A 14,712-nucleotide genomic window follows, 5' to 3' on the forward strand; every position below is an offset into this window, starting at 1 on the left:
GGGGCGCGGCCCGTACGGCGGCGGACGGGACGAAAAGCGACGATAGGAGTACTTGGGGGCGTTACGTCGCGTACGCGCTTACCTGCACAGTGCAGCCAAACGCGCTGTACGCAGGGACGTCTGCCCGCTCCCGCGGGGGTATGCGTGTTGCGCAGTGTGATCCTTGTCGCGCTCCGTGGTGTCAACCCTGCCCCCGGGGCACGGTCGTCTTCCGGACAAAAGGCGGAGGGACGTCAGGTGAAGTGGGGGTTGCCTGCGTCTCTGTCCAGAGGTGATGGGAGCCTCGTAGGGTTCTCGGAGCGATCGAGCGGACCAGTGGGTGTGCGTAACGGGGCGGGAGGCCGGCGAGGCGTGGCGAACGTGGAACACGGAGGACGAGCGGGGGAGGCTTTCGGCGGGGCGGAGGCCGGAGCACGGTTCAGAATGGCCCGGCTCGGCCTGTGGGCGGTGGCCGCGATCCTCGTCGTACGGCAGCTGGCCGCCGTCCTCGGCACCCCGAGCGGAGAACGGCTGACGGACCTGGAGACCTGGGTCGGCCCCGACGGCGTGCTGCACGTCAAGGGTTCCCTGTACGACTCGACGCAGTTCACCGGCACCCCCTTCGGCGGGCTGGTGCTCAAGCCGCTCACCAGAGCCGCCGAGCAGGCCCTCGGCTGGGGCTGGACCTTCGGCACGCTGCTGCTGGTGGTCGCCCTCGGCCTGGTCGCCGCCCGCGCGCTGCCCCAGCCGGTGAGCCGCCGCACCTCGCTGCTGGCCGCGCCGGTCGCGATCAGCCTGCTGCTGCTCTCGCTGCCCGTCCGCAACACTCTCTGGCTCGGCCAGACCAGCATCATCCCGGTCCTGCTGGTGCTGCTCGGCTGCTTCGCTGCCCGCGGGCAGCGTGACGGCGGAGTGTGCGTCGGGCTGGCCGCCGCCCTCCAGCCGGCCCTGCTGCTCTTCGTCCCGCTGCTGTGGTTCACCGGCCGCCGCCGGGCCGCCGTCGCCGGCGGCGCGACCTTCGCCGTCTGCACGGTGCTGGCCTGGGCGGCGATGCCGCACGACTCGTACACCTACTGGATCCACCACATGGCCGGCACCGGCCTCGGCGGCGAGGCGGACGCGCTCGCCAACCAGTCGCTGCACGGTGCCCTGCTGCGGTTCGGGCTGAGCGGCCCGCTGGAGATCGTCCTGTTCCTGGCGCTCGGCGCGGCCGTGGCCGTCGTCGCGCTGCGCCGCGCGGTGCGCTACGCCCGTGACGGGCAGCTGCTGCTCGCGGTCGCGATCACCGGTTGTGCGGTGATCGCGGTGTCGCCGACGGCCTGGCAGCACCAGCTGCTGTGGGTGCTGCTCGCGGTGGTCGGCCGGGCCGGGCGGCGTGCCGCCGACCGGACCGTGTGGCCGGTCGTGGTCGTCCTCGTGATGACGCTGCCCGCCAAGGCGATGCTGCCGAACCAGTCGCTCTTCATACCCGTGCGCGACAACGTGATCCTGCTCGCCGCCCTGGCCGCGGCCACGGTCGTCCCGTTCCTGTCCCGCAGCGCCCCGGAGTTCGCCCGCCCGGTCCCGACGGACTACGCCGAGCCGGTCCCGGCCCGCCTCCGGCAGGTCCCGCTGGCCCCCTCGCTGGGCCGGGTGCTGACCCGCCCCAACCTCTTCCTCGAACTGGTCGCGATGCGGCTGGTCTACTTCGTCTACCAGCAGATCCGGCTCGCCGCCGCCGGGGACGGGAACGGCACCTCCGGGCGGGCCCGTGCCGAGCGCCACGGGCACCAGATCCACGACATCGAGCGGTTCCTGCACCTCGACATCGAGCACTGGGCCAACCACACCGTGTACGGCATCGGCTGGCTGCGCAGCTTCCTCGACTTCTACTACGAGTCCTTCCACTTCGTCGTCCCGCTGACCGTCCTCGCCGTCCTCTACGTCCGCCGCCCGGTCGACTACCGCTGGGCCCGCACCGCCCTCGGCTTCGCCACCGCGTTCGCCCTGATCGGCTTCTGGCTCTACCCGCTGGCGCCGCCCCGTCTGATGCCGGGCCTCGGCATCATCGACACCGTGCACGGCCCGCAGGACTTCGCCAAGCCGGACTACGGCACCCTCACCCAGCTGACCAACCAGTACGCGGCGATGCCCTCGCTGCACTTCGGCTGGGCGCTGTGGTGCGGGATCGTCATCGCCGTCGTCGCCCCGAGGTGGTGGCTGAAGGCGCTCGGCCTGATCCACCCCCTCTTCACCGTCTCGGCGATCATCGGCACCGGCAACCACTGGGTCCTGGACGCGGTGGGCGGTGCCGCGGTGGTCGGCGCGGGCTTCGGCGTGGGGTATCTGCTGCAGGGGCCGCGGGCCCTGCGGGTGGCTGGGGCCGACAAGGAGGTCCGGGAGCCCCGGGAGCCGGTGACGGCACCGGCTCCCGGGTGAACGTGCGGTTGTAGGTGGTGCGGTGGGACGTCGTTCGGCTGCGGCGCCGTCGTGGCCGGTCGCGCAGTTCCTCCCCCAGCCTTCGGCCGGGGGTACCCCCAGCGCCCCTTTCGGGGCGCTGAACTCCGGGCGCTTTTCAGAGCCGCTGGATGATCGTCCCGGTCGCCAGGGCGCCGCCCGCGCACATGGTGATGAGGGCGAACTCCTTGTCGGTGCGCTCCAGTTCGTGCAGGGCGGTGGTGATGAGGCGGGCGCCGGTGGCCCCCACCGGATGGCCGAGGGCGATCGCGCCGCCGTTGACGTTGACCTTGTCCAGGTTCTGCTCGAAGACCCGGGCCCAGCTCAGCACCACCGATGCGAACGCCTCGTTGATCTCGACGAGGTCGATGTCCCTCAGGCTCATGCCGGCCTTGCCGAGCACCGCGCGGGTCGCGTCGATCGGGCCGTCGAGGTGGAAGTGCGGGTCGGCGCCGACCAGGGCCTGTGCGACGATCCGGGCCCGGGGCCGCAGCTTCAGCGCACGCGCCATCCGCTTCGACGCCCACATGATGGCGGCGGCACCGTCCGAGATCTGGGAGGAGTTGCCCGCCGTGTGCACGGCCGTCGGCATCACCGGCTTCAGTCCCGCCAGCGCCTTCGCCGAGGTGTCCCGCAGCCCCTCGTCCTTGTCGACCAGGCGCCACATGCCCTGCCCGGCGTGCTGCTCCTCCTCCGTCGTCGGCACCTGGACGGCGAAGGTCTCCCGCTTGAAGCGTTCCTCGGCCCAGGCGTGCGCCGCCCGCTCCTGCGAGAGCAGGCCGAGCGCGTCGACGTCCTCCCTGCCCAGGCCCCGGTTGCGGGCGATCCGCTCGGCGGCTTCGAACTGGTTGGGCAGGTCGACGTTCCACTCGTCGGGGAACGGCTTGCCCGGCCCGTGCTTGGAGCCGGAGCCCAGCGGCACCCGGGACATCGCCTCGACCCCGCAGCTGATCCCGACGTCGATGACCCCGGCGGCGATCATGTTGGCGGTCATGTGCGAGGCCTGCTGGGAGGAGCCGCACTGGCAGTCGACGGTGGTGGCCGCGGTCTCGTACGGCAGCCCCATGGTCAGCCAGGCGGTACGCGCGGGGTTCATGGACTGCTCGCCGGCGTGGGTCACGGTGCCGCCGACGAGCTGCTCGACCGCGTCGGCGGGGATGCCGGTGCGGCCGAGGAGTTCACGGTAGGTCTCGCCCAGGAGGTAGGCGGGATGCAGGTTGGCGAGCGCGCCGCCGCGCTTGCCGATGGGGGTGCGTACGGCTTCGACGATCACGGGTTCCGCGGCCATGGGGGCTCGGTCCTCTCCTCGGTCACCCGCGCGGCGCAGGGGCGTCCCGGCCCGGCCCGCCACGCAGAACTAGAACGCGTACTAGTTCTGGGTGCAGTCTGCTGACAGGCCGTCCACAATCGCAAGAGGGGTGCATGCAATTGGGGTGACCGTGCCCCTTGCGAGTTGTAGAACCCGTTATTACCTTCTCGGCAACCGGCATTTCTGATGGTCCGTCAGAACGGCTGTCGGAACGGCCGCAGGAACGCCGACACGTCCAGGTCCGTACACGGTGGGAGTGAGTCGCCATGCCCTGTCCCGCGCTGCCCGACGGGTTCGACCTCACCGACCCCGATCTGCTCCATCACCGGGTGCCGCTCCCGGAGTTCGCAGCCCTGCGCCAGGCCGAACCGGTCCGCTGGATCGAACAGCCGCACGGCATCGCCGGCTTCGCGGACGACGGCTACTGGGCCGTCACCCGGCACGCGGACGTCAAGTACGTCTCCACGCACCCCGAGCTCTTCTCGTCCTGGCTCAACACGGCGATCATCCGCTTCGGCGAGCACATGCAGCGGGACGCGATCGACGCCCAGCGGCTGATCCTGCTGAACATGGACCCGCCCGAGCACACCCGGGTCCGCCAGATCATCCAGCGCGGTTTCACGCCGCGCTCCATCCGCGCCCTGGAGGAGCGGCTGCGCGCCAGGGCGGGGGCGATCGTCGAGGCGGCCCGTGCGCACTCCGGCCCCTTCGACTTCGTCACCGAGGTCGCCTGCGAGCTTCCCCTCCAGGCGATCGCGGAACTGATCGGCATCCCGCAGGACGACCGGGCCAAGATCTTCGACTGGTCCAACAAGATGATCTCGTACGACGACCCGGAGTACGCGATCACCGAGGAGGTGGGCGCAGAGTCGGCCACCGAGCTGATCGCCTACGCGATGAACATGGCGGCCGACCGCAAGCAGTGCCCGGCCAAGGACATCGTCTCCACGCTGGTCGCCGCCGAGGACGAGGGCAACCTCAACTCCGACGAGTTCGGATTCTTCGTGCTGATGCTCGCGGTGGCCGGCAACGAGACCACCCGCAACGCCATCACCCACGGCATGCACGCGTTCCTGACCCACCCCGAGGCCTGGGACCTCTACAAGCGCGAGCGCCCGGCGACCGCGGCCGAGGAGATCGTCCGCTGGGCCACACCGGTCAACTCCTTCCAGCGCACCGCGACCCAGGACACCGAACTGGGCGGCAAGCTGATCCGCAAGGGCGACCGGGTCGGCGTCTTCTACGCCTCCGCCAACCACGACCCCGAGGTCTTCACCGACCCCGACGCCTTCGACATCACCCGCGACCCCAACCCCCACCTCGGCTTCGGAGGCGGCGGCCCCCACTACTGCCTCGGCAAGTCCCTGGCCGTCCTCGAAATCGACCTGATCTTCAACGCGATCGCCGACGCGATGCCGAACCTGCGCCTGACCGGCGACCCGGACCGGCTCCGCTCGGCATGGATCAACGGTGTGAAGCACCTCCAGGTCACCACCGCGTAGGCCGCCTCGGACCCGAGGCGCGCCGCACGACACCCCTCCGACCCGGGCCGACGGCTCCCGGCGCCGCCGGCCCGTCCCGAGGGAGGCAGGAGCACCCCCTCCCTACGCCCCGTTCCTGCCTCCCCCGAGACGCCGGTCACCGCCCTCTCCGGCGGTGTCCGGACATGCGTCGGCACCCTCGCCCAGCAGAAGGGGCGAGGGTGCCGGGGTTCAGGGGCGCGCGGCGCCGGGGATCAGCGGCGGGTGCGCGGCTCGGCCGCGATCGACCGCGGGTGCGCGCGGGTCGGCCGGCTCAGTACCAGCCGTTGGCCTGCCAGAAGCTCCAGGCGGCGGTGGGGCTGCCGTAGCGGGAGTTCATGTAGTCCAGACCCCACTTGATCTGGGTGGCGGGGTTGGTCTTCCAGTCGGAGCCGGCAGCCGCCATCTTCGAACCGGGCAGGGCCTGGACCAGGCCGTAGGCGCCGGAGGAGGAGTTGGTGGCGGAGGGGTTCCAGCCGCTCTCGTGCGAGACGATCTTGCTGAACGCGTTGAACTGCGCGGCGTCCGGAATCATCTTGTGCGCGATCGCCTGGGCGGAGGAGGCCGACGTGGTGGCGGCCTGGGCGGGCGCCGCGGTCAGGGCCATGCCGGCGGCGGCAGCGGCCACGGCGGCGGTGGTGAGGGCCTTCTTCGGGGAAGCGATGCGGCGGATGAAGGACACGGACACGGAGAACCTCGTTCGTCGGGGACAGGGAGTCGCCGTGTGCTCCGGAACCACCCGTGGGGGCTGTCCGTATGCGTCGGCGCCGCGGCCCGCTGTGGGCTCGTGGCGCCTGGCGACGTCGTCCAGACAAGCAGGCCCGAAAGCCGTCCGCAATCACCCCTTTTACTAGTGGTGGTCGCATAGGCGGGTTTGGTCCGGTGTGTGGCGTGGCTCTCAAACCGCAGGTCGGCATGGGTGGCAAAACAGACATAGCGGCAAAGTCCGACTACTGTTCCGGATCGTAGGTGACGTGCGTCATGTGGGGTGCTTCACCGGTCGCGTCACCGGGCGCGTACGACGGCTCACGTCCCGGGACCGTCGAATGTGACCGCGGTCTCGAAAGCGGCCCGCCTGGTGGCCCGGCGCAGCGCCCGCAGCAGTGCCGGACCGAGGAGGAGGGTGAGGACGACCGTGCACAGGGCCCGGCCCAGGTTCCAGCCCATGGCGGTGGCCAGGCTGTAGGCGAGGAAGCGGGCCAGGTTGGCGGCGGGCCCGGCGTGCGGGTCGAAGGCGAGGTTCGAGGCGTTGCCGGCCAGCAGCGGCCAGCCGGCCAGGTCGACGACCAGGCCGTAGGCGAAGGCAGCCAGGAAGCCGTAGGCCGCCAGCAGCGCCAGCTCACCGCGGCCGCGCAGCCGCCCGGCACCCGGCAGCAGCCCGGCCCCCATGGTGAACCAGCCCATCGCCAGCATCTGGAACGGCAGCCACGGCCCCACCCCGCCCGTGAGCAGCGCCGACGCGAACATGGTGAGTGAGCCCAGGGTGAACCCGAAGCCCGGCCCGAGCACCCGCCCGCTCAGCACCATCAGGAAGAACATCGGCTCGATCCCGGCGGTCCCGGCGCCGACCGGCCGCAGCGCCGCCCCGGTCGCGGCCAGCACGCCCAGCATGGCGACCGCCTTCGGACCCAGCCCGGACTCCGCGATCGTCGCCGCCAGCACGGCGACCAGCAGCACCAGCAGACCCGCGAAGAGCCAGGGCGCGTCCTGGGCGTGCGAGGCGATCCGGGAGGACGGCGGGGCGAGGAACGGCCAGCCGACGGCGACCACCCCGACCGCGCTGACGAGGAGCAGGGCGACGAGGGAGCGGGGGCCGAGCCGCACCGGGCCGGTCACGCCAGGGCCTCGCGGACCTGGGCCACGGTGAGCCACCGCTCGGGCGCGAGGACCTTCGTCACCTGCGGCGCGAAGGACGGCGAGGAGACGACGATGTCGTCGGTCGGCCCGTCCGCGATGACCTCGCCCTCCGCGAGCAGCACCACCCGGTGCGCGAGCTCCGCGGCCAGCTCCACGTCGTGCGTGGCCAGCACGATCGCGTGCCCGTCGGCGGCGAGCCCGCGCAACACGCCCACCAGCCGGGCCTTCGCCGCGTAGTCCAGGCCCCGGGTCGGCTCGTCGAGCAGGAGCAGCGGCGGCCGGGCGGTGAGGACGACGGCCAGCGCGAGGGCGAGCCGCTGCCCCTCGGAGAGATCGCGGGGGTGCGTGTCGTCCGCCACCCCGGGCAGCAGGCCGGACACCAGCCCGCGGCAGGTCCCCGGCGCCGCCCCGGCGTCCCGGTCGGCGGCCGCGCACTCGGCACCGACCGTGTCGGCGTACAGCAGGTCACGGGGTTCCTGCGGGACCAGCCCGACGAGGCGCACGAGGTCGCGCGGGCGGGTGCGGTGCGGGACCGCGCCGCCGACCCGCACCGCGCCGGAGCCCGGCTCGACCAGCCCGACCAGGGCGCCCAGCAGCGTGGACTTCCCGGCGCCGTTGCGCCCCATGAGGGCGACGGTCTCCCCGGCGGCGACGGTGAGATCGACGCCCCGCAGCGCGTCGACCCGGCCCCGGCGGACGCCGAGGGAACGGACCTCGGCGAGGGGAGCCGCGGGGCCGGCCGCGGCGGTCGCGGGCCGCTGCTCCGGGACCCGTCCGCCGAGGCGCTCCCGCAGCCCGGTCGCCGTCGCCCGGCGCCGGGCGTCCCGCACGGTCATCGGCAGCGGCGACCACCCGGCCAGCCGCCCCAGCTCCACCACCGGCGGACACACCGGCGACACGGCCATCACCTCGGCGGGCGTCCCGCACACCGGCGCGGCCCCGGCCCCCGGGAGCAGCACGACCCGGTCGGCGTACTGCACGACCCGCTCCAGCCGGTGCTCGGCCAGCAGCACGGTCGTGCCCAGGTCGTGCACCAGCCGCTGCAGCACGGCCAGCACCTCCTCGGCGGCGGCGGGGTCGAGGGCGGAGGTCGGCTCGTCGAGCACCAGGACCGCGGGATGCGGGGTGAGCACCGACCCGATCGCGACCCGCTGCCGCTGTCCGCCCGAGAGCGTGGCGATCGCCCGGTCCCGCAGTTCGGCGAGCCCCAGCAGGTCGAGGGTCTCCTCCACCCGCCGCCGCATCACGGCCGGGGCGATCCCCAGCGACTCCATCCCGTAGGCGAGTTCGTCCTCCACCGTGTCGGTCACGAAGTGGGCGAGCGGGTCCTGCCCCACCGTGCCCACCACATCGGCGAGTTCACGCGGCCGGTGGGTCCGGGTGTCCCGGCCGGCGACCGTCACCCGCCCGCGCAGGGTGCCGCCGGTGAAGTGCGGCACGAGCCCGCTCACGGAGTTCAGAACCGTCGACTTCCCGGTCCCGGACGGGCCCACCAGCAGGACGAGTTCCCCTTCCGGCACCTCGAAGTCGACCCCCTGCACGGCGGGTCGGGCCGCGCCGTCGTAGGTCACGGAGACGTCCTCGAAACGGATCACGACGGCTCCTCCTCGGGACCCTCGGGAACGATCAGGGCGGGCAGCAGGCCGAGCAGCACGGCGGCCGCGGGCCAGAGCGGAAGCGTGGGGGCGACCAGCGGTACGACACCGGGCTGCAGGGCCGCCGGGTCGCGGACGGACGCCAGGGTGAGCAGGGCGGCGACGGCGGCGCCCGCCCCGGACACCAGCCAGGCCCGCGCGTCCCACGGGTCCGGCCGGTACCGGGTGCGTGGCGAACGCCGGCCGCCCAGCCGCAGCCCCGCCAGCGCGGCGGCCACCCCGGCCGGCAGGACGGGCAGCCCGTAGCCGCCGCCCTCGGTGGTGAGCAGCCCGTACAGCCCCGCGCAGACGCCGAGCAGACCGCCGAGGGTCAGCCCGGCCGTCGTACGGCGGACCCGGTCCGGGACGTCGGCACTGCGGCCGTACCCGCGCGCGTCCATCGCGGCGGCGAGGGCGACCGACCGTTCCAACGCGCCCTCCAGGACCGGGAGCGCGACCTGGAGCAGGCCGCGGATGCCGGAGTCGGGACGGCCGCGCAGCCGCCGGGCGGCCCGCAGCCGCTGTACGTCGGCGACGAGGTGCGGGGCGAAGGTGAGCGCGACGACGACGGCCACGCCCAGCTCGTACAGGGCCCCGGGCAGGGACTTGAGCAGCCGGGCCGGGTTGGCGAGCGCGTTCGCGGCACCGACACAGATGAGGAGGGTGGCGATCCGGAGCCCGTCGTAGAGGGCGAAGACGAGCGCCTCCGCGGTGACCCGGCCGCCGAGGCGGATGCCCTGGGCCCAGTGCGGGAGCGGGACTTCGGGGAGGGTGACGAGGGTGTGCGCGCCGGGGACGGGCGAGCCGAGGACGACGGTGAACGCGAGCCGCACGAGGAGGACGGCGAGGCCGAGCCGCGCGAACGCGGCGTAGGAGCGCGCCCAGGGGGCGGTCCGGCTGCGACAGGCGGCCACGACGTAGGCGGTGACCGCGATGAGCAGCCCGAGGAGGAGCGGGTTGGTGGTCCGCGACGCCGCGACCCCCATCGAGAGCGACCAGAGCCACCAGGCGCCGGGGTGTACGGGTGAGCGACGCTGGTGCCGGGGGACGGCGGGTTTCACTCGCCCGCGCTCGCGGGGTGCCGCTGCGCCCACCCGTGCCGCCCCAGCGGCACGACTGCCCGCAGCCAGAACGTGCCCCGCAAGGGCCGCGAGCCCCCACCGACCCACGGCGGCACGACTGTCCGAGGCTGGAACGTGCCCCGTCAGGGGCGCGCGGAACTGCGCGGGAAGCCCCCACCGGCTCGCGGCGGCACGACTGTCCGAGGCTGGAACGTGCCCCGTCAGGGGCGCGCGGAACTGCGCGGGAAGCCCCCACCGGCCCGCGGTGGTGCGACTGTCCGAGGCTGGAACGTGCCCCGTCAGGGGCGCGGGGAACTGCGGGGGAAGCTCCCACCGGCCCGCGGTGGTGCGACTGTCCAAGGCTGGAACGTGCCCCGTCAGGGGCGCGGGGAACTGCGCGGGAAGCTCCCACCGGCCCGCGGTGTCAGGCATTTCTGCGCCGCCGTGTCTGCCAGAAGGCTCCCGCGGCGAGGAGCACGACAACTCCCACACCGGCCGCCGGTCCGAGCGACGGTCCGCTGCCCGGCGTACCCCCGGCCCCCGCCGTCGCCGTCACCTTCTCGCCGCAGCCCCGGGAGGGATACCCCCCGATCGCGCACAACAACGCGTTCGTGTCGTACCGCAGCGGCTTCGCCACCGTCGCCAGTGCCTCCGCCGTCGTCGCGTCCTCGGACACCACCGCGCAGGCCGTCCGCCGCGCAGGCGGCCGCTCTCCCGACGGCGCGTCCCCCGTCGTACCGAAGTCGACGACCAGCCCCACCCGTTTGCGGCCAGCGACGGCGGGGGTGTCCGCACAGATCGTCCCGAAGTCCGCCGTGCCGCGCGGCTGGGACGCGTCCGCCGAGTCCTCGCTCACCGCGAAGCGGAACCCCTCGACCGACCCGTCGGCGGGCTGCGCGGTCGAGGGGCCCTGCGTGGCGTACGTCCAGTGCGCGCCGGCCCGCTCCCAGAAGGACCAGTAGCGGTAGCCGGTGGCCGCCGCAGGCCCGGCGGCCGTCGCGCACAGCGTCAGCGCGGCCAGGAGCAGCAGCGCCGCACGACGGACCGCGGTCACGGCTGCTGCTGCTTCCGGCGGCCGCTGAACAGGAAGCCGATGCCGATACCGGCGACGAGCCCGGTGCCGACGATCCACCACACGCTGTTGCCCGACTTCTTCCCCTCGCTGTGCTTCTCGGCGTGCTTCGCGGTGGCGGCCTGCGGGGCCGGTCCCGTCGCGTTCAGCGCCGTCACGAGGTTCGTGCCGCCGAAGTCGCGCGGGTCCGCGCCCGTCGCGTGCGCGGCGAGGACCAGCTCGGCGTAGGCCGCGGGCCCGCTCTGCGCCGCCCACGGCGCGGCGTGCGCCTCCAGCCAGGCGTACGGCTTCCGCGCCTGCGCGGTCCAGCCCTGCGCGGCCAGGGCGACGACCGCGTCGGCGGTGTTGCCGTAGTCCGGCTGCGGGGTGGCGCCGGGGAGCGCGGAGACGAGGTGGCCGGTCGTGGACATGGCGTCCGCCAGGTACGCGGCGCCGTTGCGGGCCACCTCCTCCCGCGTGAGCGTCTTGCCGGAGTCGGCGCACGCGGGGCCCTTCGCCGGGGCCTTCCCGGCCGTCGTCACGAACCCCTTGCCGAGGGCTCCGAGCACGCCGGCCGCCGTCGCGTCCGCGTTGGCGGCCAGCTTCCCCTGCTTGTCCGGCTGGTAGGCGAGAGCACCGCCACCGTCCTGGCCGCACGGGAGGGACCACTTGGCGAGGAGGTCGTACGGCGACCTCGGCGCGCTCGCGCCGGCCGCCGCGAGCGCGCCGACGACCACGCCGGTGGAGTTGGTGTCGCTGGGCGAGCCCGGGGTGTAGCCCCAGCCGCCGTCCTTGTTCTGCTGCGACTTCAGCCAGGTCACGGCCTTGTCCGCGGCGGCGTCGTGCCCGCCGACCGCTTTCAGTGCCTGTACGGCGGCGGCCGTGCTGTTCGTGTCGACCGTCACCTTGGCGTCACAGGCCGCCGTCGGCTCGGCGCGGAACGCGGCGAACGCGCCGTCCGCGCACTGCTGCCCGGCCAGCCAGTCCACCGCCTTCACGGCCGGGGTCACCCCCACCGCGCGCTGGGCCAGCAGAGCGAGGGACTGGCGCCAGACGCCGTCGAACTTGGGGTCCGTAGCGCCGTACAGCCCCGACGGGAGCACCGCCGACGCGGACGGTGACGGGGACGTGCTGCCGGCGGCCAGTGCGGTCGTCGCGGGCGTGGCGGTACCGATGACGGCGGTGGCGGCCAGCACTCCGGCGGTGCGGCGGAGAACGGTCATGGTCGGCGGGTGCCTCTCCCTGCGGGGAGCCGGGCAGCGCGGGAGACCCCGGCGGCTCGGCTCCGTAAACCTCGACGGTGCCGTGCGACGACGGGTGCCGGCGCACACGAGCCGATCAACGTCCCGGGCGCGGCGGTCCGGCTTGCCACGGGGCGTGTGGCTCACGGTTGCGGGTCAGCGCCGGAATTGCACCGGCTTCCCCCCGTACGGGTGATGACGACCCGGCTACTTTACCGGCCGCCCCGGGGAAGCTGAGAGGGGGCTGTGCGGGGACCGTTTCGTTATGGTCCTGCCATGACGGGGAGACTGCTCGGTTCAGGGCGTTCGGCCGACGTGTACGAGCTCGACGAGGCCTGGGTGCTGCGCCGGGACCGGGACGGCTGGGGGGACGCGGCCGCCGAGGGCGCGGTGATGACGTACGTACGGGAGTACGGGTACCCGGCGCCCCGGGTACGGCCCACCGGGTCCCGTACCGAACTGGTCATGGAGCGGCTGTCCGGGCCCACCATGCTGGCGGCGCTGCTGGCGGGGGAGACGGGCCCGGCGGAGGGCGGTGCGCTGCTCGCCTCGCTGCTGCGGGAGCTGCACACCGTGCCCGGCCGGGACCCGGCCGACCCCGGCGCCCGGGTCCTCCATCTCGACCTGCATCCGGACAACGTGATGATGACCCCCGACGGTCCCCGGGTCATCGACTGGAGCAACGCCGAGGACGGGCCGCCCGGACTCGACTGGGGCATGTCCGCGGTGATCCTCGCCCAAGTGGCCCTCGGCGCGTACCCGTTGGCCCATGACATGCTGCCGGCCCTGCTCGCCGACCCCGGCGAACTGACAGAGGAGGGACTGACGGAGGCCCTGCGCCGCCGGGCGGCCAATCCGACGATGAGCCGAGGGGAAGTCGAAGTCCTGGGTGCGGCGGGGCAGTTGATACGGTCGATCGCCTTCTAGCCTTCGAGCGCCGACCCCCGCGTGAAGCCGTGGCTCCGCTCCACTTTCGCCACGTGCAGGGTGTAGCTCTCGTACCACTCGGCCCGCCCGCGCTGCTGCGCCGCGCGATGCTCGGCGTCGGTCCGCCACCGGGTGAGCGCCTCGGCGTCGCGGAAGTACCCGACGGTGATGCCCAGCCCGCCGGGAGTCTGTGCGTGGTCCATCCCCAGGTAGCCGGGGATGTCCTTGACCAGGTCCTCCATGCGTGCGTTGGTCTCGCTGTAGCCGCTCTGGTCCTGGGTCCGCACCGTGGTGAAGACGGCCACGTAGTAAGGGGGTTCGTAGGCCTCGACGGGCGCGACAGGCGCTTCCGGGTGATTGCTCATGGCGGCACCGTAGGGCGGGACGCGCCCGGCGATCCAGTTTCTTTCCCGAACGGGATGCACACGGGATCGAACTCCTGACTCTTGGCCAAAACCCTTAGGCCGCGTTCGCGAGCGGGGTGATCTCCGCCGACAGGTGGCGGGCCATGCGGCGCAGTGCGTCGTCGCAGGCGTTCGGGGTCTCGCCCAGCGCCACCCAGAGGGCCAGCCGGTCGGCGGCGGTGGCGTGCGGGCCCGCGGTGACGTGGGTGCCGGTGTGCTGGGTGAGGAGCATGCGGTCGGCGCCGGACTCGTGGGCGGCGTCGGGGGAGAGGTCCAGGCGGTCGAGGCGGCCGGTGGCGGCAGGGTAGGCGAACTGGATCGCGGCCGCCCGCTGCCGGGTGGGCGTCGTGTCGGGCACCTCGCCGGTGGCGAGGGCGGCCGCGGCCTGGGCGAGGTCGACACCGGTGGCCCGCTTGACGAGGAGCGGGATCAGGTCGCCCGGCAGATGCGGGGCGACGTCGGTGACCCGGGGGCCGCGGTCGGTGAGAGTGAGGCCGATGTGCAGGACACCCCGGTCGACGCCGAGGGCGTGCACGGTGCGGTCGACGGCCAGGCGCAGGAAACGGTTGTGCAGCAGGCCGTCGTGGGCGTGCACGGTGTGCCGGAGCGGCTGCCGGGCGGGCGCCGGGCCCAGGGTCGTACGGGTGATGGCGGCGATGCGGATCTCGCCGTCGAGGACGACCGTCTCGGCGGAGACGCGGGGCGCGCCGGGGGCGCCGAGGTCGCCGGGGTCGCCGGTGGGAACGGTGCGGGCGGCCAGCAGCGCGCGCAACACGGGCGGGTCGGTACAGGCTTCGGCCGCGGCGAGGGAGGGGCCGGGCAGCCCCAACTGCCCGGCGATCCTCGCGGCGGCGACCGCGTACTCGCCCGAGTAGGTCAGCACGCCGCGGACCCGGTGCCGGGCCGCGAACCGTACCACCGCCGACGCTGTCGCGCCGCCTTTGCCGGGGTCCGCCGCGAGGTGACCGGCCAGGCACGACTGTGCCCAGGCGGGCGGCGCGGCGTCCACCAGCAGCACCGGGCGGGCCGCGGCGATGCGCGTCAGCACGAACTCGTCGTACGCGCACCGGTGTCCGGCACCGAGGAGCAGCACGGGCTGCGGCATCGGTCGCCTCACCTTCCGGGAGGAGGCGGGGCGGCTGGTCGCCCCGGATGCCACTCCCCCATAGGCGGCACCCGGGGCGGGTCGGTTCGACCGTGGCCTGGTGACGTGATCCTTTCGTGTCGGTCCGTCATATGTCAACAATTGCTGCCCTCTTGGGCAGCGGTTCTTGTCATGTCTGGTGGGCGGGA

General features: G+C 73.6%; 12 protein-coding genes and 1 riboswitch. Of the genes, 3 read left to right on the forward strand and 9 right to left on the reverse strand.

Going from position 1 to position 14,712, the window contains the following annotated elements:
• Nucleotides 1–351 precede the first annotated feature (351 nt).
• The gene (locus tag ACFY6U_RS36855) at nucleotides 352–2,397 is read left to right on the forward strand and encodes a bifunctional glycosyltransferase 87/phosphatase PAP2 family protein (protein ID WP_390045349.1); all 2,046 of its coding nucleotides are present in this window, start codon (nucleotides 352–354) and stop codon (nucleotides 2,395–2,397) included.
• 136 nt (nucleotides 2,398–2,533) lie between these two features.
• Here ACFY6U_RS36855 and ACFY6U_RS36860 read toward each other — a convergent pair whose 3' ends face one another.
• Nucleotides 2,534–3,703, reverse strand: coding sequence for a steroid 3-ketoacyl-CoA thiolase (locus ACFY6U_RS36860; RefSeq protein WP_390045351.1), 1,170 nt, complete (start codon nucleotides 3,701–3,703; stop codon nucleotides 2,534–2,536).
• 287 nt (nucleotides 3,704–3,990) lie between these two features.
• Here ACFY6U_RS36860 and ACFY6U_RS36865 point away from each other — a divergent pair, with 287 nt between their 5' ends.
• Nucleotides 3,991–5,226, forward strand: a complete 1,236-nt coding sequence (locus ACFY6U_RS36865) for a cytochrome P450 (RefSeq protein ID WP_390045353.1) — start codon at nucleotides 3,991–3,993, stop codon at nucleotides 5,224–5,226.
• 292 nt (nucleotides 5,227–5,518) lie between these two features.
• Here the strand turns inward: ACFY6U_RS36865 and ACFY6U_RS36870 are convergent, their stop codons facing one another.
• The 6 genes from ACFY6U_RS36870 to ACFY6U_RS36895 form a co-directional block, all read right to left on the reverse strand.
• Nucleotides 5,519–5,932 carry a transglycosylase SLT domain-containing protein gene (locus ACFY6U_RS36870; protein ID WP_390045355.1) on the reverse strand — a complete coding sequence of 138 codons (414 nt, stop codon included), beginning with the start codon at nucleotides 5,930–5,932 and terminating at the stop codon, nucleotides 5,519–5,521.
• 338 nt (nucleotides 5,933–6,270) lie between these two features.
• Nucleotides 6,271–7,080, reverse strand: coding sequence for an ECF transporter S component (locus tag ACFY6U_RS36875; RefSeq protein ID WP_390045357.1), 810 nt, complete (start codon nucleotides 7,078–7,080; stop codon nucleotides 6,271–6,273).
• The gene (locus ACFY6U_RS36880; protein WP_390045359.1) at nucleotides 7,077–8,696 is read right to left on the reverse strand and encodes an ABC transporter ATP-binding protein; all 1,620 of its coding nucleotides are present in this window, start codon (nucleotides 8,694–8,696) and stop codon (nucleotides 7,077–7,079) included. The genes ACFY6U_RS36875 and ACFY6U_RS36880 overlap by 4 nt, the downstream gene beginning before the upstream one ends.
• Entirely contained in the window at nucleotides 8,693–9,721 is a 1,029-nt protein-coding gene (locus ACFY6U_RS36885) for a CbiQ family ECF transporter T component (protein ID WP_390045361.1), read from the reverse strand. Before ACFY6U_RS36885 ends, ACFY6U_RS36880 begins: the two co-directional genes overlap by 4 nt.
• 499 nt (nucleotides 9,722–10,220) lie before the next feature.
• Nucleotides 10,221–10,850, reverse strand: a complete 630-nt coding sequence (locus ACFY6U_RS36890; RefSeq protein ID WP_390045363.1) for an SCO2322 family protein — start codon at nucleotides 10,848–10,850, stop codon at nucleotides 10,221–10,223.
• Nucleotides 10,847–12,070: a prenyltransferase/squalene oxidase repeat-containing protein gene (locus tag ACFY6U_RS36895; RefSeq protein ID WP_390045365.1), complete on the reverse strand. Its 1,224-nt coding sequence runs from the start codon at nucleotides 12,068–12,070 to the stop codon at nucleotides 10,847–10,849. Before ACFY6U_RS36895 ends, ACFY6U_RS36890 begins: the two co-directional genes overlap by 4 nt.
• Before the next feature lie 108 nt (nucleotides 12,071–12,178).
• Nucleotides 12,179–12,310, reverse strand: a riboswitch (cobalamin riboswitch).
• Between the two features lie 54 nt (nucleotides 12,311–12,364).
• On the opposite strand from ACFY6U_RS36895, the gene ACFY6U_RS36900 reads away from it, so the two are divergent.
• Entirely contained in the window at nucleotides 12,365–13,015 is a 651-nt protein-coding gene (locus ACFY6U_RS36900) for a phosphotransferase (RefSeq protein WP_390045367.1), read from the forward strand.
• Here the strand turns inward: ACFY6U_RS36900 and ACFY6U_RS36905 are convergent.
• Complete coding sequence (locus ACFY6U_RS36905; protein WP_390045369.1) at nucleotides 13,012–13,380, reverse strand: antibiotic biosynthesis monooxygenase family protein; 369 nt, start codon at nucleotides 13,378–13,380, stop codon at nucleotides 13,012–13,014. The genes ACFY6U_RS36900 and ACFY6U_RS36905 overlap by 4 nt on opposite strands.
• 94 nt (nucleotides 13,381–13,474) lie before the next feature.
• Complete coding sequence (locus tag ACFY6U_RS36910; RefSeq protein WP_390045371.1) at nucleotides 13,475–14,524, reverse strand: hypothetical protein; 1,050 nt, start codon at nucleotides 14,522–14,524, stop codon at nucleotides 13,475–13,477.
• Nucleotides 14,525–14,712: the final 188 nt, after the last annotated feature.

It is taken from the genome of Streptomyces sp. NPDC013157 (assembly GCF_042899865.1).
In the GTDB taxonomy this organism is placed as follows: Bacteria; Actinomycetota; Actinomycetes; order Streptomycetales; family Streptomycetaceae; genus Streptomyces.